A 20,250-nucleotide genomic window follows, 5' to 3' on the forward strand; every position below is an offset into this window, starting at 1 on the left:
AGAAAGGAGCGACGGAGATGAGTTCAAGGACCAGATTCCACAAACGCCACGGACAGTACCGCACTAGCCGACAGCTTCGGAGCGAATCGCTGGAAAGACGCGAGGTGCTATCGGCGGCCGGGCTGTGCGATGGCGTTGGCGACGCGCTCGGCAACGGGCCACAGGCCAATGCTGGCGAAGGCCAGGCGGCACAGGTGGGCTCGCAAGATTGTACCCAATCGCAAGATGGGCAGGCCGCGCAAGTTCGCCAGACCGGCAAGTCTCAAGAGCATCACGACAAGATGCAGCAGAAGCAACAAGAAAAAGACTGCACGAGCAATGCCGACTGCCCGGTCGCCACCGAGCTAGCAGACATCGAAGTCACCGATCTGCTGCACATGCGGGAAGAGGAAAAGCTGGCCCGCGATGTGTACCAAACGCTGGGTGATATGTACGGGGTGGATCTCTTTGAGAACATTGCCGCATCCGAACAGCAACACATGGACTCCGTGGGACAATTGCTCGAGAAATACGGCCTCGAGGATCCCGTGGGCGACAATGGGGTAGGTGTGTTCGAAAGCACCACTCTGCAAGGCATGTACGATGCTTTGATTAAGCAAGGATCGAACTCGCTAAGTGATGCCTATCAGGTGGGTATCACCATCGAGGAGCTCGATATCGAAGATCTTCAGTTCGCGATTGAAGAAACGACTCATGCCGACATCGAGCAGGTCTATACCCATCTGCTCAACGGTTCGCAGAACCATCTGGAAGCCTTTACCGCGGCTCTCGCAGGCACAGCGGGAACTGGCAATGGTACCGGTAGCGGAACTGGCACTTGCACCGGAGACGGCAGTGCCAACACGCAAGCCGGACAAGGTGGTCAGGCGGAAGCAGCAGGGCAGGGAGGTGCCAACAGCCAGAATGCGGCCGGCCAGAATGGTTCGAATGGCCAGCAATCGCAGACTCGCCAGGCAGCTCAACAGGCGACCAACCAGAGCTCGCAACAAACGCAGACACAACAATCGCAACAACTGCGAGATCAAGCCTTTGCAAAGCTGGGAACCGAAGTGGGCGACCAACTTCGCCTGCGTAAACTCGATCGCCTGGCAAAGGCCCTGTAACCACTCAGGACCTGTCGATTACCTTAGCAACAAGCAACGCCTGGTACACGCAACGTGTGCCAGGCGTTGTTCTTTGGGTCACACTTTATTCAGCATCTCAATAGAACAGGCCTTTGATCTCGTCGATCGAAGGCCTGTTGGTTCTTGATTGTGGAAGCAGTTAGACTTGTACGGTAGCGAATCTCCTACAGCTCTCCCCCCAAGCCGGCTCCTCGGCCGCCCCCGCCGCCACCACGTCCCATGCCGCCTTGGCCGCCGCCCATCCCACGTCCTGGACCTCTACCTCCTCCTTGTCCCTGACCGCGCCCGAAACCTCCTCCACCGCCGAAACCACCAGCGTGTTCCGCTTCCTCACCGAAAGACGCGGTGTCATGGTCTTCGGACTTGGCTCCAATGCGTCCCCAGCCGCGCGATTCGGGATACTCCTCTCGAATCACGTCGAACAACTCGCTGGGTGTCTGCTGCTTTTGCTCGGCAATTTCGGCAACCGTCAAGCTGGTGTTGGTCACGTCGTAGCCGTTCGAGGCCAGGGCCGTCGAGACCTGATCGGAAGTTAGGAAGATATGATCCGCTAGTTCGGCCAGCGTTAGCTCTTCGGCGTGGGCGACCGGCGGGTTGGCGCTGCCGCTTGTGTTGTCCTGTTCCCAATAGTCTTTGACTTCGTCGTTAAACGCCATCAAAGAACTAAATGGCGGAACACTAAAGATGGGACCAGCCACACACAAGCCGGCAACGCCAAGCGCCACGGTCAATTCTTTCCATTTATGTATCCCTGGAACCTTTTTGTTCTTCAGGTAACGCATCAGCACCGACCAATTCAGTACCAAGTGCGTCGCTGCCATGATGATGAACAGAATGCTGTTGTTCACGTGCAACGAAGACCACTCGTGCTTGTCGAGCCCCAATAGTGTCCACCCGGTCCAGTTTGCGACCCGCCCACGGGGGGTTAGAAACAGAACGATTCCCGATACGCAAAGCACTAGAAACGACACCGAGAGCAGCATCGATGTGAACGCCCGCAACCCGAAGACTTTGCTGGTGGTAGTAACTGGTTTTCCGCTTCCAGCGGCGGCCCGAAGCTGTTCGATGGGACTTAGAGTCGATGTATTCTGCGACATGAGAGGAGCCTTTTGAGTAAACGAACTTTCACGCGTGTCGAACGCGACACATGGAAGTCCACAAGGCAAAAGGCGCGCCAGAGCGAGATAAAAGCTCCCGTTAACGTTTTTCCAGCGTTCCCTGAAGAGTTGATCCCCTGAGATTGCGTAGGGGTACCTGCTCGAGTGTGCAATAGTTGCACAGCTTGCCGCCAGTAGTCGCGAGAGCTGGGACTGATTCGCGGATTATCGGTAAAGTAAACATCCTTCGATCGCCAAACCTGGCCCGAATCCCAGCGCGACCGTCGGACCGGTGATCTGCTGCTCGAGTTCATGCAGCACAAACAATACCGTTGGCGACGACATATTGCCAAATCGCCGAAGCACATCAAACGAAGCAGCCAGCGCCGAGTCGGGCAGCGACAAGGCCTCGCTGCACGCCTGCAAAATTCTCGGGCCACCTGGGTGTACCGCCCAGCCGGCGATCTGATCGAGGCTCAAATCGCCTTGCGATAACCACGCTTCGAGCCTAGGGCGGAGTTCCTGCTTGATGAGTTGCGGCACCGCTGGCGACAGGGTCATCTCGAATCCGTGGTCGCCGATTCGCCAAGTCATCGCGTCGCGACTCTCGGGAACGATCTCGGCCAGGCTCTCACCGATGCTCCACAGCGACTTAGATTGCTCGGCGTTACTCACCACCACTGCGGCTGCTCCATCGGCGAAGAGCGAATTGGATACCATCCGCTCGTTCGTCCACTCGTATTGATAGTGCAGACTGCACAACTCAACTGCTACTAGCAACACTTGCACGTTCGGATCGGCATTCGCGTAAGCCTTGGCCACCCGCAAACCGTTCATCGCTCCATGGCATCCCATGAATCCCACGTGCGTACGGGCGACTTGCTGCTTAAGCCCCAATTCTGTGATCAGCGACACATCGACTCCAGGGGCGTCGAATCCGCTGCACGACACGGTGACCACATGCGTGATCGCAGCAGGTTCCACTCCACTAGCGAGCAGTGCTTTTCCGGCCGCCTCGATGGCGAGCTTCTCGGCTTCGGAGCGGTACGTCTGCATTCGCTCGGCGGTAGTCGGTCCGAAAGGCTGCGTTTCGGTCGATGGTTCGTAGTACGATTGCGCGGCGGTTTCGCCGTTGGTGGAGGAGTTGAGCAAGACGCTATGGCGCGACTCCACGCCTGACCGCAAGTAGAGTCGCGTGGCCAACTGCCGCTGTTTGTCGCTCGCTACGCAACTGGCGAGAGCGTAGTGGGCTGCTTCGGCTTGATTGATAAAGTGCTTGGGAACCGCCAGGCCCAAGCCTTGGATACATGTACTCATCAGCAGCTTTTTCCTTGTGGCGTCCGCATCGAACCAACCCATCTCGCAACTTTGTTGCCGACGAATGGTTGGTACGACAGGCACCCAATACTCCACTGTAGCAATCGCGGATGCCGCACCAGCCAGGCGATGGCCTTACACGCTTGCTGGCGCGAACGGATAGTACGATGGTAAGTTTCTTGCCAGGCAGCGGCCAGATGCTCATTCCAGTTGGCTACTGCCTGGTTGGCCAGCGGAGCTACAGACATGGCACCTTCGATGGCTGCCGCCATGCCTTCGCCGGTAAACGGTTCGACGTAACCAGCCGCATCCCCTAACAAAAACAACCGATGGCTGGCCACCTGCCCAGCTTGTTGGGTGATGGGAGGAGTGCCTCGCAGCGGAAGCGAGTCATCGATCGTTGGATAGTCGAGTCCAGCCGAACGCAACATCTGTCTCAGTAAACTGGCGGGCGAGTCGGCGGCAGCCAAGGCTTTGGGATCCACCGCCGAGGCGATGCTCACTCGACCACGTTCGGCGTGAGCCAATCCCACGTAGCCTTGCTCGGCAACGGCCATGTAGATGGTATTGGTGGCAAATGCTTGACTTGCCTCGCTGTCTTCGACAATTGCTCCTAAACCGATTCTCGAACCAGCGGCCACCGTCGATGCAACTTCCGGCAGGTTCACCAGCGAGGGATGGCCTAGTCCGTCGCAGGCTAGGACTACCCGCGCGCTCACTTGAGTCGTCTCGCCAGTATGAGAGCTTAGTCGCAATACACGGAGGTCGTTGTCCAAATCGGAGAGTACACGACAAGAGGTCTCGGGCATGAACGTTACGCCCGCTGCGATGGATGCCTCGACGAGCGCGGCATCCAACGTCTCCCTCGATACACTCAAGCCCGCTGGTAACGATAGTTCGGCCGAACGATTGCGGTGAACGATCTTCAAACAGTCGACGACCGTTGGTTGGCACTCTTTGAGGGTTTCCCCCAGGGAGATTGACTCCAGGGCGGCGATGCCGCGTGCGTTCAAACACCCGCCGCAAACTTTGCCACGGGGAAAGGCCTTGGCTTCTACCAACAGCGTGCGGACACCACTCTTGGCAAGCAGATAGCTACTGATCGCACCCGCCGGACCGGCTCCAATCACCACCGCATCCCATAACTCGCGACTCGTTTGCTGGTTTGATGCGTCGAGAACGGTCATTTCTCTTTCGTCCAGCTTAAGAGGTAACGTTCGGGCCAGTGCTTCTGAAAACGTGCGCCGTGCAGTCCTGCTTCGTTGGCAATCGCCTGGGCTTCGGCCAACGTGTAGGCTCCCAGCACGGATACCGGTCCATCGAAGTGCACGACCGGAGAGCGAGAGAGAAGGCGACAGCCAACCTGGGCCAGTACGTAGCCTGTACGTGTGCGTAGTAGATCGTCCACAAACACCGCATGGTTGGTTGCAACGGCCATGCGCCGCAATAGGTCGACCGCTTGTGATTGTTCCAAGTGGTGTAGAAATAGTGTGCTGGTCACGATGTCGTACCCAGTGGGCAACGGGCCCTCAAGCACATCGTGGGCGTAGAACCGACATCCCTTAACACCCGCCTGCGAGGCCGATTCGGTTGCGTGATCGATCGCCGTGCTACTCACATCGCAGCCATCGATTTCGATATGCCAGTTTGAATGCTCGGCCAGACGCGCCAGCCGAATCACAGTGTCGCCACCGCCGCAAGCGAGGTCCAAGATCCGCAGCTTGCCTTCTGGGCGGGCCTTCGCAAGAGTGTTAATCGCCCGCCAGAGTACCGACGAGGTTCGACTCCAGGCGTTGATTCGCTGCAGGCCTTTCAAGGCGTTCACATGCAACGTCCGATCTAGCTTGGGATCGTCCATCCACTCGGGCTGCAGTTTTCGCTTACTTACTTCCATGGCTGCCGATCAGAAATCCTGCGAGTGGCTGTATTGCATGCTGCAGTCTTTGACTTTTGCCGAGAATTGTCAAGGCAACAGCGACCGCAAGCAGGTTAATGAGAACACGTCGCAAAACGAAACATGCGGTTTATTGCTCTGGGCGAACCATAGGCGATGGGTGTATAAACACGATCCCACCTTCAAGCCCTTCATCCCCATCAGTAAGGCAGCCACCCAATGAAACGGATTTCACCTAACATTGCCCTGGCTGGATGCCTGGCAGCTACTGCAATTTTTTGCAGCACGCTCATTGCCCAAGAGGCCGCGAAAGTAGCTACCGCCTCGTCGGCTCAGGCGGCACAAAACAAGCCAGCTCAGAAAGAATACCACCCTGGCGATTTCTATCTCGAGTCGAGCCATGTTTATACGCTAGTCGGCAAAACCGGCTTGGGTCACGAGCATGGCGTCGTCGGCGAGATCAAGAGTGGCGAGTTGCACCTCGGATCGGCCAAGGATGCCGGCGAGATCGTGTTCGACATGACGAGCTTCGTGGCCGATACCGATGCAGCACGCAAGTACGTGGGACTCGAAGGAACCAGCTCGGCTTCTACCCAGCAGCAAGTTACCGACAACATGCTCGGCGATCAGGTGCTCAACGTAAAGAAGTACCCCACGGCCACGTTCCGGGTGATCTCGGCCGAACCTTACGAGAAACTAAGCAAGCGGAAACTGCCGCAGTACTTGCTGAAGGGTGAGTTTACCCTGCAAGAAACCACCCGCCCGCTCGAGTTCCTAGTGGAAGTCGAAATGGCAAAGGGCTGGCAACACGTGCGAGGTGGATTTCGCATCAAGCAAACAGACTACGGCATGAAACCGTTTACCAAAGCGTTCGGCGCGATCGGCGTGGCCGACGAACTTACCATCTGGGGCGATGCCTGGGTGGCTCCCACCTCGGGATCGAGCAACTAGGTCGATCCTTCCTTCCCGAAACTTCCAATGATCAGCTGCCCAACGATTGAAAAAGATGTGATTCGTCGTCACTACGATGTGTCGACCCTGTTCTATCGTCTGCTATGGGGACGTCATATCCACCATGGCTACTGGGAACAGGATGAGTCGCCAGCGATTGCCCAAGATCAACTTACCGATCGCTTGGTGGCCGCGGCCAACATTTCCGCTGGGCAGAAGGTCGTGGACATCGGTTGCGGCATGGGTGGCTCATCGCGCCGGCTGGCTAAAAAGTATGGCTGCGAGGTCACCGGGGTCACCCTTAGTCCATTCCAACGGCGCTGGGCCACGCTGGCATCGGCACGTTACGGTCTGCGTCGGCAAACCCGCTTCTTGCGAGCCGACGCCGAGCAGGTGCAGTTCGATCCCGAACAGTTCGACGTGGTGTGGAGTGTCGAATGCACCGAGCATCTGTTCGACAAACCCGCTTTCATCCAACGCGCAGCCGAGTGGCTGAAACCAGGTGGCACCATGGCCATTTGCGCCTGGCTTGCAGGGCCCGAACTCAACGAGTCGCAACGCCAGCAAGTGTTCGACGTGTGCGAAGGGTTCTTCTGCCCATCGCTGGCCACGCTGGACGAATACCAACAATGGATGCGAGAAGCTGGGCTGACTGTCGAACGCGCCGACGACTGGACTCAACAGGTTGATCGCACCTGGGAAATATGCCGCGATCGCGTAAAGCGTTTTGCCATTCACCGAGCTGCGAAGTGGATCGACCGGGGACAAATCATCTTCCTTGATCGGTTCCAGACCATTCTCGATGCGTATCGAAGTGGAGCGATGCAGTACGGTTGTTTCGTTGCCAAGAAGGCGGTCGACTAGCTTCCGAGTCGACTAACGATTGATCAGGGATTCGTCATGAGACGCGACATTCGGGCCAGGATGGCTCGCTTCGCCGGCTACGCGGCCGGCATTGGTACCCATGTACTGTTTGCTTACACGGTTTGGCATCTCTTTTGGTTCCTGAAAGATGGCCGTGCCGCCAGCACCGGAGGCAACCTTGGTCTCGATGCTGCCCTGGCGCTGATGTTCGCGGTGCCACACAGCTTGCTGCTCTATCCGGCAGTCCGCAGCAAACTGGTGAAAGTCATCCCCGCTGCTTTCTACGGGCTGTTCTATACGGTGGCTACGTGTGTTTCGCTGCTACTGCTGTTTCACTACTGGCAAGGAAGCGACGTGGTGTTCTGGGACCTCGACGGGGCAGGGTGGGGCGTGATGACCGCCGGCTTCTACGCCTCGTGGATAGCGTTGTTCTACAGCCTGTACCTCACGGGCCTTGGCTACCAAACCGGTTTGACCCCTTGGCTCTATTGGGTGCGGGGGGAGAAACCACCTCGTCGCGGCTTCGATGCCTGCGGCGCTTATCGCTTTATTCGCCATCCGGTTTACCTGAGCTTCATGGGTCTGGTCTGGTTCACGCCGCACATGTCGCTCGACCACGTGATCCTCACCGGAATCTGGACTATGTATTTATTTGTCGGCAGCTATTTGAAAGATCGTCGACTCGCTTACTTTCTAGGAGATAGCTATCTCGAGTACCAGTCGCGGGTGCCGGGGTTCCCGTTGATGCCATTTGGACCGCTGGCCCGCATCCCGGTAAAGGCACCCACGACCGACCAGCAAACGCCTCGACGGGCAGCCTAGCGTGAGAGCCATTTAGTGAATGTTCACCGTCAGCGACTTCGATTGCTCCTGGGCTACACGCTGCTGGCTTTGCCGCTAGTCGTATGGGGAGCAACCCGCGCGCTCGACTCGAACAACAACTCGCCGATCGATTGGGTCACCAGCGAGTTTGCTCCCCGCCGCGACTACGACAAGCACTGCGAGCTATTCGGTCCAGGCGACACGCTGATGCTGAGCTGGCAAGGCTGCACGGTCGAGAACGCCCCGCTCGATCGACTGGTACAGGTGCTCCGCACCGCCAAGGTGTTTTACCAAGACGATCAATGGCTGTTCCACAAAGTCACCTCGGGGCGTGAAGCGGCGTTGAGTCTCTCAGGCGGCGACTCAACGATCACCTACCAGGATGCCAAGCGGCGGCTGTCTGGCTATCTCGTGGGCCCCGATGGTTCCACGACCGCGGTGATTGTGACGTTTAACGCACAGGGGCTTGCGCAGCGGAAGCGGCTGGTCGATTTGATCACCAAAGCGACCGAAGAGTTCTGCGGAGTGCGCAACGACGAAATGCATCTGTCGGGGCCGGTGATCGATGGCCTGTCGGTCGATAACTCCAGTCAGGCAACGTTGTCGAAATTCGCGGGTCCGTCGGCCGTGGTGATATTTCTGTTGTGCTGGTTGAATCTACGATCCATTCGCGCGGCGCTCGTGGTGTTTGGACTTGCCATGCTCAGCCAAGGGGCCACGCTGGCATTGGTTTACTACGCTGGCGATTCAATGAACGCACTGTTGATCGTGCTTCCTCCGCTCATTCAGGTGCTGGCCGTGGCCGGAGGGGTGCACTTAACCAACTACTACTTCGACCTCGACCAATCCACCGCAAGCAAGCGACGCATCGCTACGGCCATCGAACATGGGTGGCTTCCATGCGTACTCTCGGCCGGCACCACCGCCATCGGCATGGCATCGCTGATGTCGAGCCAACTGCAGCCGATTCGTGCCTTCGGTGGGTATTCGGCCGCTGGGGTGCTGCTGACCGTCGGAATCCTGCTCGGCCTGCTGCCCGCTTGTTACTTCTTCTGGCCCCCCGGCGCGCGGCAGCAATCGGGCGGAAAGCGTTCCGCAGCGCCCACCCGCTCTTCGACTTGGCAGGTGTGGGCGAGCGTGCTCTCTCGTGGCAATCTGGCAATCACCGCAGCAGGGGTGGTGCTCACTCTGGTGGGCGCCTGGTACGCGTCGCAAATCACTACGTCGGTCCGCATCGAAACCATGTTCGCCAGCCAGCATCGGGTGATCGAAGATTACGCCTGGCTCGAATCGCACGTCGGCCCGCTGGTTCCGCTGGAAGTGACGCTCACCTTCGAAGAAACTTCTCCGCTGACCTATCGCGACAAACTGGCACTGCTCTGGAACCTTGGCAAACAACTGGGAACCGACCAGGAACTATCGCCGGCATTCTCGGCGGCGAATTGTTTTCCGCCCATCGTCGACCTCTCCGCACAACCATTGCCGGTTCAGAACCAGATCATCGACCAAATCATTGCCCAAGAGCTTCCGCACTACGAATCGATGGGGCTCGTCAAACGTGGCGACCAGAGCGTCGAGCACTGGCGACTCACCACCCGCACTACTGCATTGGGGTCTGCCGACTATGGCGAGACTCTGGCCCACGTTGATGCGATTGTCGATGAGGTACTGGCCGACTACTCGCCGGATTTGCGACAAGGATTGTCGACCAATACCACTGGCATCATGCCGCTGGTACATGCGATTCAAGGACAATTGCTCGCCGATCTATTGCACAGCTTCACCGCAGCTTTGCTGCTGATTACTGTAGTAATGACTTTGGTACAGTCGGGCGTGCTGGCGGGGCTGATTGCGATGCTCCCCAACCTGTTCCCCATTGCCATCTACTTCGGAGTACTCGGCTGGCGGGGCGATCCCATCGATATCGGTGTCGTGATGACCGCCAGCGTTGCCCTCGGCATCGCGGTCGACGATACGTTCCACTTCCTTACCTTCTTCCAGCGGGCTTACGCGAAGCATGCGAGTCGCGACCGCGCGGTCCGTCACGCCCTCGAGCATTGCGGCCCAGCCATGATTCAAACCTCGGTAAGCTGCGGTCTGGGGCTTTTGGTCTTCGCGCTGAGCGACTTCCTACCGACCAGCCGATTCGCAACCAGCATGGCCATGCTACTTGGCCTGGCACTCGCAGGAGACTTAGTACTACTGCCAGCGCTGCTGCTAAGTCCCCTCGGGCGACTCTGCACGGCAACTCCCACTTCTGCGTCTTCAAAAGCAGAGGACTCCGGAAAACTGGCTGCTAAAGCCTCACCCGCCTCGGCAGCAGCTTAAAGGTTTCGCCCCTTCCTTCCAATCAGCGGCTGCAATATACCCAGCTGGCTACGAACACGATACAATCGTGGGCGGCTATTCTGTCGATTGATTCGTGTAGTCGAAGACCAGCGGGTCACCATGGCAGAAAACTACTAGTCGCCCAACTCAGGCAGCGGTACTTGTCCCGTGGCTACTGGCCGCGCACGGAAGGAACACCATGGCAAAGAAAAAGCAAAAGGCGTCGGCCGACTGGCTTCACCAGCGATTTGCGGGGCAAAAGGTTGCCACTGCAGGGCGTTTCTCTTATCCGACCGATCGCAAAACCGTGCTCAACGTCATCGAGCACGAAGGGGGCGAGTTCGTGAAGGGCGTCACGGTCGGTCTCGACTACCTGATCGTCGGCAGCACCACCGGTAGCGGGCCGAGCGCGGCAGAAAAGAAAGCCGATCAGCTCAATCAAAACAAAGGGGCCACCATCACGGTGATCGACGTCGACCAGCTCGGCGCCATGCTGCAGCCCGATATCCACGAAGCTACTGCGCTGCTGCAAGCCGGCGAGGAAGGTTGCCAGCGGTTCCAATGGCTATCCAGAGAATCGAGCCGTTCCCGTTTCTTCCACCACGGCACAACTCAAGTACTCGACCTCTCCGGCATCGACCTGCGCGGTACCACGCTTACCGAGATCGATTTGACTGAAATCAACCTCGACGGCGTCGATTTTCGCAAGGCCACCTTGTCACGCGTGGAATTCGAAGAGGTATCGCACGCCCGATTCGACGAAGCCACGATCGATTTCCCGGTGCGGTACTCCGAACCCAGATTTAACGATTGCAGCTTTAAGAAAGCCACCCTAACCAACGGAAGTTGGTCGGGGCCAGAATTCGCGGACTGTGACTTTCAGGGGGTAACGTTCACGCAAGATCGCGCCTCCAAGTACGGCAATCAGGGCATGCACGCAAAGCGTTGCAATCTGAAGCGAGTCTCCCTGGCTGGTAAACAACTATCGAAGTCGGAGTTCGCCGAAAGCGACTTCACCGGGGCCGACTTTAGCGGTGCGAATCTACGCGGATCCGATTTCACCAAGGCCAATCTAACGCGGGTCAAGTTCCATGATGCCGATCTGGCAGGGGTCAACTTTACCGACGCAACGCTCGACGGAGCCGACTTCCGCGGTGCCGCACTAGCGGGCGCTGCTTTTTCGAACGTGGATGTTTCGAAGGCCAAGAATTTCGACGCCGACCAAGCGCAGCCGGTGGGTCACGAAGGCCCTCACCTGAAAAAGCTCAACACAACCGCGAAAGCGTCGAACTCTATCACGCTGTCGATTGAAGTTGTTCGCAAACATGGCAACGCCACCCTGCATGTACAGGGTGGCGGCGGCTACTGCAGCGTACGAGTGGACGTCGAGGATGCCCACCATTGGAACACCCACAAGAAGTTCTCGGATGGCATGCTGGAGCTAACCACGCTCTACCCAGGTGAGCCGATTTTCGACTCGCTGGTTGCCAAAGGAAGCAAGTGTCCGCTCAAAGGCAAGGATCTCAAAGCTCTCGCGCTAAGCGCCTGGTGCGAAGCCCTTGGTGTCGACGAACCTTCCGACGAGCAACTCGCCAAGTCGAACGAGAAGCGTCAGGCGGGGCAGAAAGCAAAGCGGACCGAGTTGATCGCCATGCTGCAGGAAGGTCCCGCTGGGGTGGCAAAGTGGAACAAGCTCACAACAGGCCAGCGAAAGGCAGGCGGCACCATCAGCAAGGCTGATTTCTCAGGGACGAAGCTCGAAGGCTGGGAAGCAGCCGGAGCCGAGTTCAAAGACTGCGACTTTTCAAAGGCCAAACTCCAAAAGGCCGAACTGCATACCACCTTTGCGAAATGCAACTTTAAGCAAGCCGACCTGCGAGGGGCCAAAATGGTTGGCTCGCGATACTCCGAGTCCGACTTCACCAGCGCAAAGCTGGCGGGGGCGTCGCTCGAGTGGGCCAACCTTCGTAAAGCGGTACTGGCCAAGGCGAATCTGAAGAACTGCAACCTCACGTCGGCCGATTTGTGTGGTGCCGACCTGACCGATGTCGATCTCAAAACGGTCATTCTCGACCAGGTACGTTACGACGAACACACAATACTTCCCAAAGGGTTCGTGCACCGCGACAAGATGGAATGGAAAGGCCCAAGCTCCGCGCCTGGATTGGCCGAGGCCATCAAGGCCGCGCGACCCAAAGGTCCGATCGATATGGAACTATTCATGGAACGCATTAAGCAACGCGTCGATGCGGCCCGCCTCGACAAGGCGCTCAAGATGCTCAAGGCCGACCGGTTTCAGCTGTACGCCGATGTGCAGGACGACCACCTGGTGGGAGTGGTGAAGAGCCAAAGCGATCCCAGCCTGGTTTATTCGGCCCGCTTGGGATCCGATGGCAACTTCGCCTGCTGCACGCAAAACCTCAACATGTGCGGCGGTCTGCGGGGCAAACCATGCAAGCACTTGCTGGTACTCATTGTCGGACTTGCCCAAAGTGAGCAAATCGATCCAACGACTGCCGACGAATGGCTCGATTCGAGTCGCCTAGTGACGAAACCTCAATTGGATAAAGATGCGATGAGCGAAACCTTACTTCGCTACAAAGGTGCCGAGGCGGGCGAAGTCGATTGGCGGCCGACCGAAACCGTGCCCGAAGACTACTACGCGTTTTAGCTCGTATTCGAAAGCAACGCTCCAGTAACTTGTTTCGTAGCGGCGCGACTTTCGCACCCCGGATGAATACCACGACGTGCAACTTGCACTAGAATCGGATGTCATGGACGAACTAACCGAAGCGGTGGCTACGCTCGACGATGTGCAAGACCTGCTCGACGATCTGGTCGTCAGCGGGCTGCGATGCGTACCGGCGACCACGCTCGCCCGCTTGCGGGCAGTGGCCGACGAATTCGGTACCATCGGCGCCGAACACCTCAGCCAGCAACTGGCACAACTAATCGCGTTGGTCGAAGCCGATGATCGCGAAGCGGCCGCGCAGATGGTCCGGCTACAAACCAGCTTGCGACTCTTCGAGCGGGTGCTCTCGCTCGAATCGGCGAGCAGTTCTCTGGAGCATTTCGTCGCGGTCCAGCAGCCCGACGACGAGCTGGCGGAGGAGGATGCATGAAACTGGCCGACCTCGACTCGAAAAAGGTGTTGCCGCTGCTTGATTCGCTTACCGCTGCCATCGAAGAAATCTTACTGGCCGGGCTTACCGCTGCCTCGCAGGCGACTCACAAGACGCTGGGGGTAAGCTTTCAAGAAGCTTCGCGGATGCGTCTATTGCGGTTGGGAGCCACCCTGCGCGTGGCCAACGAAGAAATCGGCCGCTTCACCCGCAACGATGCCGAGTTCTCCAAACAGCGGCTCAGTTTCTTCCTCGGTCGGGCCTGGCTGCTGAGTCGTGGACTGGCGACCGCGGTTCGCAACACCGACTCGGCGTTGTTCGAACGACTAATGCACACGCCAGTCTCGCAACCGCTCAAGCAAACGCGAGTGATCACCCTGGGGGTGACCAAAAAACATGTGAAAGATAGTTTCTGCGGCTTCGATTTTCGACTTCGCACGCTCGACGATACTCCGCAACTTCCGCGCGGCCAGTCGTTGGTCTGGTCGTGCGTGTTCCCTTTGAAACCAGGCAACGAGATTCCCCCCGAGGGTTTTCTGCATCTGCCTCAGAAACAGAAGTTCAAGCCGCATCTGTTTCTCGAAGGAAAGATCGTCGAAATCACTAGCGCCATGTTCGCGCTCGACGACCACGGAGGTGGGCGACTCACCATGGGCGAGAAGACCAGTGTTACCGCTGCCAAGACTTACAGCGACTGGCCGCAGCACTTTGCTTGGGATCCGTCGCGGGCCCAGCAACATCTGCAACAATACCGCCCAGGCCCGTTTGATCTGGAGATCGACCTGCAGGAAGAGTTGATGCTTGATGTATGGCAGTTCGCCGAGGACTCCTGGCAACCTGCAACTCGCAAAACGCAGCAGTTGGTTCCGATTGTGAGCCATCAAACCCTTTTTCAATTGAGCTATAGCGACTCGCCGGAAGGCGTATCGGTGAAATCGGCCCTCAAGAAACTGCACGCGAAGAAAGATCGCCCACCACTGTTTGGGCTGATGCACTACGCGGCTTGCCAACTGATGGTGCAGCCGCTCACGCTGCTCGAGGGGGAGAAACCGCGCTACCTTACCATTTCCGATAAAGACGTCGACCGTAAAGCGTTGCTCGCAGCGCTCAAGTTTTGAACCAAGGCACCCATCATGGCTAAAAAGAAAGTCGCCGCGAAGAAGCCGGCCGCATCGACCACCAAGGTAGAGACGGAGAGGCTTCGCGATCCGGCCGAAGTGAAATATGCCGACCAGCTTGCAGCACTCGTGCAGAACGACTCCGACACGCCCCCCGACGCCTGGCGGTTGTCGCCGCGAGCGGTGCTCGACTACATCGTCGGCGGTAAGAAGCTAAAAGCCACGATCGATGGCAAGAAAGTCGACGTGCCGATCACCCGCAAGTTCTACGGAGACGACTCCATCGTCGAGCGGGCGATTGTCACCTTGGCTTCGGAGCGGGCGCTATTGCTGGTCGGCGAGCCTGGAACCGGCAAAAGCTGGCTCTCCGAGCATCTGGCCGCGGCCATCTCGGGCACCTCAACCTTAACCATCCAAGGAACCGCGGGGACCACTGAAGAACACATCAAGTACTCGTGGAACATCGCCCGGGTGATCGCCGAGGGGCCGACCTCCGACAACCTGATTCCTTCGCCAGCGATGGTCGCCATGCAGGGGGGAACATTGCTGCGGTTCGAAGAAATCACCCGCTGTGTGCCCGACGTGCAGGATTCGCTCGTGTCGATCCTGTCCGACAAAGCGATCGCAATCCCCGAACTGCCTGATGCCAACATGGTGTGGGCGCGGCCTGGGTTCAACATCATTGCGACCGCGAACACTCGCGACCAAGGGGTGAACGAACTGTCGGCCGCGTTGAAGCGCCGGTTCAATTATATCCACATCCCCATCGTCAGCGATCAGAAAACTGAGATCGAAATTGTGCAAAGCCGCTCGGCCGAGCTGATCGAGCGGTATGATCTGCCGCAACGGATGAGCCCGCCGCTGGTCGAATTGCTGGCCACCGTTTTTCGTGAACTCCGCACTGGCAAAACCAGCGACGGGGTGAGCCTGAAACAAGCCTCGAATACGCTGTCGACCGCCGAAGCGATCGGCGTGGCCCTCGACGCGAACCTGCACGCCCGCTACTTCGGAAAAGGAGAGGTGACGCCCGGCGACATCGCCCGCAACATGATTGGCTCGATCGTGAAGGAGGACGTCGCCGAGCTGGCAGTGCTTAAGGAGTACGCGGTGGTGGTTGCCAAGAAGCGGGGGATGAAGAACAAGGATTGGAAGGACTTTCACGACGCAGTGGTGAGCTCGGTGAGGTAATTCATGAGCCAAGCGGGTAAACAATCAGCCGCCGCGATCAGGCAAAGCGGGCTCGACACCGAGGCGATTGCGGAGCAAGTCGACCAGGTGCTCGGCGAGGACCTGTATTGGTTCCCGGTACGTCATCACTCGCCCGGCGTGGCGTATCACGTGCAGCGGACCATCCTCGCACGCAAGCCGAAAGTGATCTTCCTCGAAGGCCCTGCCGAGGCGCAAGACCTGCTGCCGCATGTGATCGATAGCAAGACCAAGCCACCAGTGGCGATTTACTCGTCGTATCGTGACGACGACAACGTGCTCGGCCTGGCCGGCATCGCCAGCGAGTCGCCCGACATCCCAGCCAGGTTTGCCTCGTGGTACCCGCTGGTTGCCTACTCGCCGGAATACGTCACCTTGCAGGCGGCCACGAAAACGAAGGCCGACGTGGTGTTCATGGACCTGCCGCACTACGCCGAGATCACTCCGCGAAGCGACCTGGAACCGCTCGAAGAACCGCCGCCCGCCGAGGTGCTCGACCAGGACGCCAATCCTGCGTCGGCCGCCACGCATGATTCCGATCAACTGCTTTTCAGCAGCAGATTCTACCAACAGCTCGCCAAGTCGGCAGGATTTCGTTCGTGGAACGAAGCCTGGGACACCTTGTTTGAACTCGACGCCGATCAGCGCGATACCGAGGAGTTTCGCCGCGAGTTGGCAACGTTCTGCGCCGCGTCGCGACGCACCTCGCCGGCCGAGCGGTTGGCCATCGATGGCACCCTGGATCGCGAGCGTCATATGTGGCACACCATTCGCCAGACGCTAAAGACTCGCAAGCTGAAACCAAAGGATTGCATGGTCGTCTGCGGCGGGTTTCATTTGTTTCTCGATCGCGACGACCTCCAACCGCCCAGCGAACTGCCAGCCGGCACGGTTTACACCTCGGTGGTGCCGTACTCGTTCTTCCGCATCTCGGAACTCTCCGGCTACGGGGCGGGCAATCGCGCGCCACAGTACTATCAGACCTGGTGGGAGCTGGTGTCCGAAGGCCGGCCGACCGATCTGCTGGCCGAGCACGTGGTGTCGGTCCTCAAACGCGCCCGAAAGGAAGGCGAGCCGCTGTCCTCGGCCGATGCGATCTCGGTAAGCCAGCACGCCCGCATGCTGGCCCGACTGCGAGGACGCACCTCGCCGGTGCTCGACGACATTCACGACGCGCTAGTTACTTGCTGCTGCAAAGGCGATCCGGCCGACGTTGGTATACCGCTGCAGCGGGCGATCGACGCGGTGGACGTCGGCAACAAGCTCGGCCGAGTCACGCCCGCTTTGGGGCGGTTGCCGCTGGTGAGCGATTTTTATGGCAACCTCGACGAGCTGCAACTCGCCGAAGTCATGAGTAAAGAGAAACGCCAATCGGTGCAGCTCGACAAGCGCGAGCAGTTCGCTCGCCGGCGGAGCTGTTTCCTGCACCGCGTCGAGTTCCTCAAAGTGCCGCTCGGCAAGCTGGTCGACGCGAGCACGCAGGAACTCGCCACCGGAACGTTGTTCCGCGAACGGTGGGAGCTTCGCTGGAGTCCCAAGGTCGAAGCCGAACTGGTGGAACGCAATCTGTACGGCGATACGATTGAGTCGGCCGCGCTTGCGCAGCTCGAGGAGGACCTGGCCAAACATGCCTCGCAAGCGGGGGCCATGTGCGCCCGGCTCGTCTGGGCGGTGAACATGGACTTGCCGGGTGCGGTGCAGCGTGCCGAACAACTCTGCGGCGAAGCCATCGACGACGACTCGCGGTTCGTTTCGCTCTGCCAGGCGATCACTCACCTGACCGTGATCGACCGCTACGCGGAGTATCGCGGGCTGGTGCGACAGCAGCTAGCCGAGTTGATTGTTCGAGCGTACGATCGCGCCTGCTTTGCGTTGCCAGCGGCAGCGAATGTGCCGGAGCAGGAGCAGAACGAACTGGTCGAAGCGTTGCGATCGCTGGCCGAGTTGGTGATTCGCGACGAGAAGACCCGCGATCTCGACCGGACACTGTTCACGCAAAGCGTTCGCTCGGCCGCCCAGCAAACGAACGTACCATTCCTCCGCGGAGCGTTTCTCGGCATGCTGGCCGAGATGCGCGAGATCCCGACCGACGAACTCGCCCACGAGGTATCCGCCTTGGCCAGTGCACCGATCGATACGATGGTCACCGCTGGCGACCTGCTCGATGGCATCATGGCTGTCTCGCGTAGTTCGCTGCTGCTGGGTGCCGAGTCGCTGATCGAAGCGATCGATACGCTGCTAAAGGCGGCCGACTGGGATGCGTTCCTGGTGATGGTTCCGCGGATGCGGGCCGCGTTCGATCGACTGCACGACCGCCATGTCGAAACCTTGGCCGAGTGCGTCGCCCGCCGGTACGGGCTGGCCGAAGAGACTTCGCTTACCGAACTCAGCACCTCGGTCGGCGCGGCCGCGTTGTTTGCTCGCATCGACGCCGAAGTGGCCAACATTCTATCGGACTGGGAGTTTTAACATGTCGCAAGCCTCGCCCAACGATCGGCACACCCTCGCCCGCTGGCGGCTGGTGCTCGGCAAACAAGCCGAAGCCCAAGGCATCACCTGCGCCGACGACCATACCTACCAACGCATCGAAAGCATCATCGGCTTTCTGTTCGGCGAAGGGCAGGGCGATCCCACCGGGGCTTCCGGGCGGGGGAGGTCGAAGGACCGCCAGGGGGGGCTCGGGGGTGGGCATCCACTCACGGTACCGGAATGGGTCGACGCGGTGGCCGAGCTGTTTCCGCACCAGGCCAAAGAGGTCATGGAGAAAGAGCTCGTCAGCCGCCGGGGCATCCGTGAACTTCTCGATCAGCCCAAGTTGCTCGAGAAGATCGAACCCAACATCGATCTAGTAAAGACTCTGCTTACGCACAAAGACCTGCTTAATCCCAAGACTCGCGTGCTCGCTCGCAAGATCATCGATCAGGTAGTGCAGCAGCTAAAAGAGAAGATGAAGCTGCAAGTAGAGACGGCCATCACCGGGGCGATTCGCCGCGACCGTCACTCGCCGCGCAAGGTGTATCGCAATCTCGACTTGAAGACGACGATCCGCCGCAACCTAAAGAACTACGATCACCAGAGCGGCAAGCTATTCATCGATCGCGCGTACTACTTTGCCGCAGAACGCAAGAAACGCCCTTGGCACATCATCGTCGCGGTCGACCAATCGGGATCGATGCTCGACTCGGCCATCTTCTCGGCCGTGATGGCGTCGATTTTCGCCGAGCTCCCGTCGATTCGCACTTCGCTGTTCCTGTTCGACACCGACATCGCCGACTTGAGCGATCAGGTCGGCCAGCCGGTCGACGTGCTGCTCTCCGTTCAACTCGGCGGCGGCACCGACATCACCCGAGCGCTGCAGTACGCCCATGGCTTGGTCCGCGAGCCGGCGCGCTCGATCGTGGTGCTCATTACCGACTTCTACGAAGGTCGCAACGAGCGCGATTTGATCCACCAGACCCGCCAGATGGCCGAGTCGGGCATTCGCATGATCGGTCTCGGCGCGTTAGGATACAACGCCCGGCCCGAATACAATCGGCAAACCGCCCGCAAGCTCCGCAAGGTCGGTATGGACATCCTGGTCTGCACCCCCGAGAAGCTCGCCGAGTGCATGGGCGAAATCATCCGCGGCTAACTGAAATGGTCCCCCCGAGTGCGGAAGTCCTCTCCAGCCACTCCACCCCTCATGACTCCCTCCCGTAACATTGCGATCATCGCGGCATGTTCGTTTTCGGTCCGCTCGCTGGCCGCTGCGGTGGTGGCAACCTGCTGCTATCTGTGGGCGGTCAGGCGACACTCCGCCGCTGCGAGTGCTCCGTAAGGGGAGTTTGCACTCCATCCATGGGACTCCTCGCCATGGCTACTGTTTACGCCAGTCCTTCGAAAGCAGCCCATACACGACATGACTGACGAAGCGGTTGGTGACCCACTCGGCATCACGCAACGTTCCTTCATTGGTGAATCCCAGCCGCTCAGGTATCGCCCGGCTCCGCTCGTTGTCCGTCGCGCAGCGAATCTCCATGCGATGCAGCCCCAACTCGCCGAAGCAATGTCGCAGGTAGGCCGAGCATGCTCTGGTCATGATGCCTTGGCCTTGCAATCTCTTCGCCAGCCAGTAGCCGATGGAACTGCTGCGGTGAGTCCACTGAATGCCGTGCATCCCAATCATCCCAGCCAAGTCACCTTTATGGCGAATCGCGGTTTGAAATCCGGAGTTGCCTCCCACCTGGGTTTGCACCGCGCGGATGAACCCCTGCACGTCGCTCACCGACTTGGTCTCCTCGACCCATCCTAGCCATGGACGGAGGTGGTCGCGGTTTTCGTCGACCACTCGGTAGAGTTCCTGGGCGTGGCGGGGAGCGAGTAGCTCCAGCGTGGTATCGCTGTCGAGTTGGTACGAAAACACCGCTG

17 protein-coding genes are annotated in these 20,250 nt (G+C 59.0%); 12 read left to right on the forward strand and 5 right to left on the reverse strand.

The window, feature by feature from the left end; translation table 11 throughout:
- The first annotated feature begins 17 nt into the window (after positions 1–17).
- On the forward strand, positions 18–1,103 hold the full coding sequence (locus Pan181_RS09120; protein WP_197529078.1) for a ferritin-like domain-containing protein: 1,086 nt from the start codon (positions 18–20) through the stop codon (positions 1,101–1,103).
- Between the two features lie 185 nt (positions 1,104–1,288).
- On the opposite strand, the gene Pan181_RS09125 is transcribed toward Pan181_RS09120, so the two are convergent.
- The 4 genes from Pan181_RS09125 to Pan181_RS09140 all read right to left on the reverse strand — a co-directional run bounded on the left by Pan181_RS09125 (position 1,289) and on the right by Pan181_RS09140 (position 5,432).
- Positions 1,289–2,221, reverse strand: a complete 933-nt coding sequence (locus Pan181_RS09125) for a DUF4405 domain-containing protein (RefSeq protein WP_145246525.1) — start codon at positions 2,219–2,221, stop codon at positions 1,289–1,291.
- 225 nt (positions 2,222–2,446) lie between these two features.
- Positions 2,447–3,538 carry a type III polyketide synthase gene (locus tag Pan181_RS09130; protein WP_145246526.1) on the reverse strand — a complete coding sequence of 364 codons (1,092 nt, stop codon included), beginning with the start codon at positions 3,536–3,538 and terminating at the stop codon, positions 2,447–2,449.
- Positions 3,538–4,725 (reverse strand): NAD(P)/FAD-dependent oxidoreductase, encoded by a 1,188-nt coding sequence (locus tag Pan181_RS09135; RefSeq protein ID WP_145246527.1) that lies wholly within the window; start codon positions 4,723–4,725, stop codon positions 3,538–3,540. Before Pan181_RS09135 ends, Pan181_RS09130 begins: the two co-directional genes overlap by 1 nt.
- The gene (locus Pan181_RS09140; RefSeq protein WP_145246528.1) at positions 4,722–5,432 is read right to left on the reverse strand and encodes a methyltransferase domain-containing protein; all 711 of its coding nucleotides are present in this window, start codon (positions 5,430–5,432) and stop codon (positions 4,722–4,724) included. The genes Pan181_RS09135 and Pan181_RS09140 overlap by 4 nt, the downstream gene beginning before the upstream one ends.
- 219 nt (positions 5,433–5,651) lie before the next feature.
- Here Pan181_RS09140 and Pan181_RS09145 point away from each other — a divergent pair, with 219 nt between their 5' ends.
- The 11 genes from Pan181_RS09145 to Pan181_RS26770 all read left to right on the forward strand — a co-directional run bounded on the left by Pan181_RS09145 (position 5,652) and on the right by Pan181_RS26770 (position 19,660).
- Positions 5,652–6,383 carry a YceI family protein gene (locus Pan181_RS09145; protein WP_145246529.1) on the forward strand — a complete coding sequence of 244 codons (732 nt, stop codon included), beginning with the start codon at positions 5,652–5,654 and terminating at the stop codon, positions 6,381–6,383.
- Between the two features lie 27 nt (positions 6,384–6,410).
- On the forward strand, positions 6,411–7,247 hold the full coding sequence (locus Pan181_RS09150) for a class I SAM-dependent methyltransferase (protein WP_145246530.1): 837 nt from the start codon (positions 6,411–6,413) through the stop codon (positions 7,245–7,247).
- A gap of 36 nt (positions 7,248–7,283) precedes the next feature.
- Positions 7,284–8,069, forward strand: coding sequence for a methyltransferase family protein (locus Pan181_RS09155; protein ID WP_145246531.1), 786 nt, complete (start codon positions 7,284–7,286; stop codon positions 8,067–8,069).
- Positions 8,070–8,084: 15 nt separating this feature from the next.
- Positions 8,085–10,397: an efflux RND transporter permease subunit gene (locus Pan181_RS09160; RefSeq protein WP_145246532.1), complete on the forward strand. Its 2,313-nt coding sequence runs from the start codon at positions 8,085–8,087 to the stop codon at positions 10,395–10,397.
- A 199-nt stretch (positions 10,398–10,596) separates the two neighbouring features.
- Positions 10,597–13,068 carry a pentapeptide repeat-containing protein gene (locus Pan181_RS09165; RefSeq protein ID WP_145246533.1) on the forward strand — a complete coding sequence of 824 codons (2,472 nt, stop codon included), beginning with the start codon at positions 10,597–10,599 and terminating at the stop codon, positions 13,066–13,068.
- A gap of 76 nt (positions 13,069–13,144) precedes the next feature.
- Positions 13,145–13,519, forward strand: coding sequence for a hypothetical protein (locus Pan181_RS09170; RefSeq protein WP_231943794.1), 375 nt, complete (start codon positions 13,145–13,147; stop codon positions 13,517–13,519).
- Positions 13,516–14,637: a hypothetical protein gene (locus Pan181_RS09175; RefSeq protein ID WP_145246535.1), complete on the forward strand. Its 1,122-nt coding sequence runs from the start codon at positions 13,516–13,518 to the stop codon at positions 14,635–14,637. The genes Pan181_RS09170 and Pan181_RS09175 overlap by 4 nt, the downstream gene beginning before the upstream one ends.
- 15 nt (positions 14,638–14,652) lie before the next feature.
- Complete coding sequence (locus Pan181_RS09180) at positions 14,653–15,825, forward strand: AAA family ATPase (protein ID WP_145246536.1); 1,173 nt, start codon at positions 14,653–14,655, stop codon at positions 15,823–15,825.
- 3 nt (positions 15,826–15,828) lie between these two features.
- Positions 15,829–18,312 carry a DUF5682 family protein gene (locus tag Pan181_RS26000; RefSeq protein WP_197529080.1) on the forward strand — a complete coding sequence of 828 codons (2,484 nt, stop codon included), beginning with the start codon at positions 15,829–15,831 and terminating at the stop codon, positions 18,310–18,312.
- Position 18,313: 1 nt separating this feature from the next.
- Entirely contained in the window at positions 18,314–19,474 is a 1,161-nt protein-coding gene (locus Pan181_RS09185) for a VWA domain-containing protein (RefSeq protein WP_197529081.1), read from the forward strand.
- A 51-nt stretch (positions 19,475–19,525) separates the two neighbouring features.
- Positions 19,526–19,660, forward strand: coding sequence for a hypothetical protein (locus tag Pan181_RS26770; RefSeq protein WP_261342248.1), 135 nt, complete (start codon positions 19,526–19,528; stop codon positions 19,658–19,660).
- A gap of 39 nt (positions 19,661–19,699) precedes the next feature.
- Here the strand turns inward: Pan181_RS26770 and Pan181_RS09190 are convergent, their stop codons facing one another.
- On the reverse strand, positions 19,700–20,245 hold the full coding sequence (locus tag Pan181_RS09190; RefSeq protein WP_145246538.1) for a GNAT family N-acetyltransferase: 546 nt from the start codon (positions 20,243–20,245) through the stop codon (positions 19,700–19,702).
- Positions 20,246–20,250: the final 5 nt, after the last annotated feature.

The organism is Aeoliella mucimassa, from assembly GCF_007748035.1.
Lineage (GTDB): Bacteria > Planctomycetota > Planctomycetia > Pirellulales > Lacipirellulaceae > Aeoliella > Aeoliella mucimassa.

Excerpts from the sequence above, each read along its gene's own strand:
- Pan181_RS09120 (WP_197529078.1), top strand. The coding sequence starts at position 18 with ATGAGTTCAAGGACCAGATTCCACAAACGCCACGGACAGTACCGCACT.
- Pan181_RS09125 (WP_145246525.1), bottom strand. The coding sequence starts at position 2,221 with ATGTCGCAGAATACATCGACTCTAAGTCCCATCGAACAGCTTCGGGCC.
- Pan181_RS09130 (WP_145246526.1), bottom strand. The coding sequence starts at position 3,538 with ATGAGTACATGTATCCAAGGCTTGGGCCTGGCGGTTCCCAAGCACTTT.
- Pan181_RS09135 (WP_145246527.1), bottom strand. The coding sequence starts at position 4,725 with ATGACCGTTCTCGACGCATCAAACCAGCAAACGAGTCGCGAGTTATGG.
- Pan181_RS09140 (WP_145246528.1), bottom strand. The coding sequence starts at position 5,432 with ATGGAAGTAAGTAAGCGAAAACTGCAGCCCGAGTGGATGGACGATCCC.
- Pan181_RS09145 (WP_145246529.1), top strand. The coding sequence starts at position 5,652 with ATGAAACGGATTTCACCTAACATTGCCCTGGCTGGATGCCTGGCAGCT.
- Pan181_RS09150 (WP_145246530.1), top strand. The coding sequence starts at position 6,411 with ATGATCAGCTGCCCAACGATTGAAAAAGATGTGATTCGTCGTCACTAC.
- Pan181_RS09155 (WP_145246531.1), top strand. The coding sequence starts at position 7,284 with ATGAGACGCGACATTCGGGCCAGGATGGCTCGCTTCGCCGGCTACGCG.
- Pan181_RS09165 (WP_145246533.1), top strand. The coding sequence starts at position 10,597 with ATGGCAAAGAAAAAGCAAAAGGCGTCGGCCGACTGGCTTCACCAGCGA.
- Pan181_RS09175 (WP_145246535.1), top strand. The coding sequence starts at position 13,516 with ATGAAACTGGCCGACCTCGACTCGAAAAAGGTGTTGCCGCTGCTTGAT.
- Pan181_RS09180 (WP_145246536.1), top strand. The coding sequence starts at position 14,653 with ATGGCTAAAAAGAAAGTCGCCGCGAAGAAGCCGGCCGCATCGACCACC.
- Pan181_RS26000 (WP_197529080.1), top strand. The coding sequence starts at position 15,829 with ATGAGCCAAGCGGGTAAACAATCAGCCGCCGCGATCAGGCAAAGCGGG.
- Pan181_RS09185 (WP_197529081.1), top strand. The coding sequence starts at position 18,314 with ATGTCGCAAGCCTCGCCCAACGATCGGCACACCCTCGCCCGCTGGCGG.
- Pan181_RS26770 (WP_261342248.1), top strand. The coding sequence starts at position 19,526 with ATGACTCCCTCCCGTAACATTGCGATCATCGCGGCATGTTCGTTTTCG.